1 protein-coding gene and 1 pseudogene are annotated in these 1,482 nt (G+C 77.9%); one reads left to right on the top strand and one right to left on the bottom strand.

The window, feature by feature from the left end; translation table 11 throughout:
- Positions 1-1,296 (top strand): acyltransferase family protein (locus AE652_RS47095; RefSeq protein WP_199823236.1); only part of this gene is annotated, 1,296 nt, incomplete at its 5' end.
- Here the strand turns inward: AE652_RS47095 and AE652_RS41280 are convergent.
- Positions 1,287-1,482 (bottom strand): annotated as a pseudogene (locus tag AE652_RS41280) (hypothetical protein); the annotation flags it as partial. The gene AE652_RS47095 and the pseudogene AE652_RS41280 sit on opposite strands and share 10 nt — an antisense overlap.

Raw genomic sequence — 1,482 nt, 5'->3', positions numbered from 1 at the left:
GCCGCCGTCCTGCTCGCCGGACACGCCGCCGGGCACGACGGCCCCGGCGCCGCCGACGCCGGACGGCTGCTCGCCACCCGCCCGCTGCGCGCCGCCGGACGGCTCTCGTACGCCTGGTACCTGTGGCACTGGCCGGTGCTGACCATCGCCCAGGCCCGGTACGGTGCCCTGCCCTGGACCACCCTGCTCGCGCTCACCGCCGCCAGCGCGCTGCCCGCCTGGCTCACCCTGCGGCTGGTCGAACAGCCGCTGCGGTACGGCAGCAGCCCGGCACCCCGGCGCGGGCTCGCCGTCGGCGCCAGCGCCCTGGTCATCCCGCTGATCGCCGCGCTCACCCTCGGCGGCGGCACCGTACGCGCCCTCGGCGACCCCTCCTCCGGGCCCGTCGCGGCGCCCGCCGGAGCCGCCGACGGCCCGGGCCTGCTCGCCCCCGGCACCCGGGTGCTCACCCTGACACCCTCGCTGGCCCGGGCCCGGGAGGACTTCCCGCCCGGCAAGGGCTGCGAGATCCCGCTCAACGCCGACAGCAGCCCGCGCTGCCTCTTCGGCGCCGAGGACAGCCCCGACCGGATCGTGCTGCTCGGCGACTCCCACGCCGGGCAGTGGATCTCCGCCGGCCTCGCCCTCGCCGAGCAGCGGCACTGGGCCCTGGAGGTGCTGGTCAAGCCCGGCTGCCCGCTGGCCACCCTCACCGTGCGCAACAACGTGCTCGGCCGGACCTTCGAGGAGTGCGACCGCTGGCGCGAGAACACCCTCACCCGGCTGGCCTCCGGGCCCAAGCCGCGGCTGGTCCTGATGGCGGGCCTCAACCGCTACGGCAGCCCGGAGGAGCGCACCGAGGGCTGGACCCGCACCCTGGACCGGCTCACCGCGCTCGGCGCCCCGCTCGCCTACCTCGGCGACACCCCGATGCCCGGCAAGGACATCCCGACCTGCCTGGCCGCCTCCGACGGGCGCTCCGACGCCTGCTTCTTCCCGCGCGACACCGCGTTCGAGCCCGACCCCGTACTGGACGGCGGGCTCGCCGCCCGGTACGGGGTGCGGACCCTCGACCTCGGCCCGCTGCTCTGCCCCGGCACCGGGCCCTCCTGCCCGGCCGTGCTGGAGGGCGTGGTGCTGTACCGGGACACCGGTCACATCACCGACACCCTGGCGCGGGTGCTGGCGCCCCGGCTGGACAGGGGGCTGCTGGGCGCCCCGGGGGCGTCCGCGGCTCCCGGGCTGACGTCGGACCGGCCAGTGCAGCCGGTGCAGCCGGACCAGCAGGTGCAGCCGGTGCTGCCGGGTCAGCCGTAGAGGCTGTGGCAGACCCGGGCCTGGTCCGAGCCGGGCGGCCAGTGGCCCGCCCGCTCGGCCTGGTCGCAGATGGTGTTCTGGCCGCCGCCCGCCCCGGTGCTCGCCGGGGCGGGCGCGCCCGACGGGCCACGGGCCGGCGTGCTGGTGTGCGGGCTGTGCCCCGGCTTGGGGCGCGCACTCGCCGAG

The organism is Kitasatospora sp. MY 5-36 (assembly GCF_001182915.1).
Taxonomy (GTDB): Bacteria; Actinomycetota; Actinomycetes; order Streptomycetales; family Streptomycetaceae; genus Kitasatospora.
The sequence above is the reverse complement of the archived record's forward strand: the minus strand, read 5'-3'. Positions and strand labels throughout refer to the sequence as shown.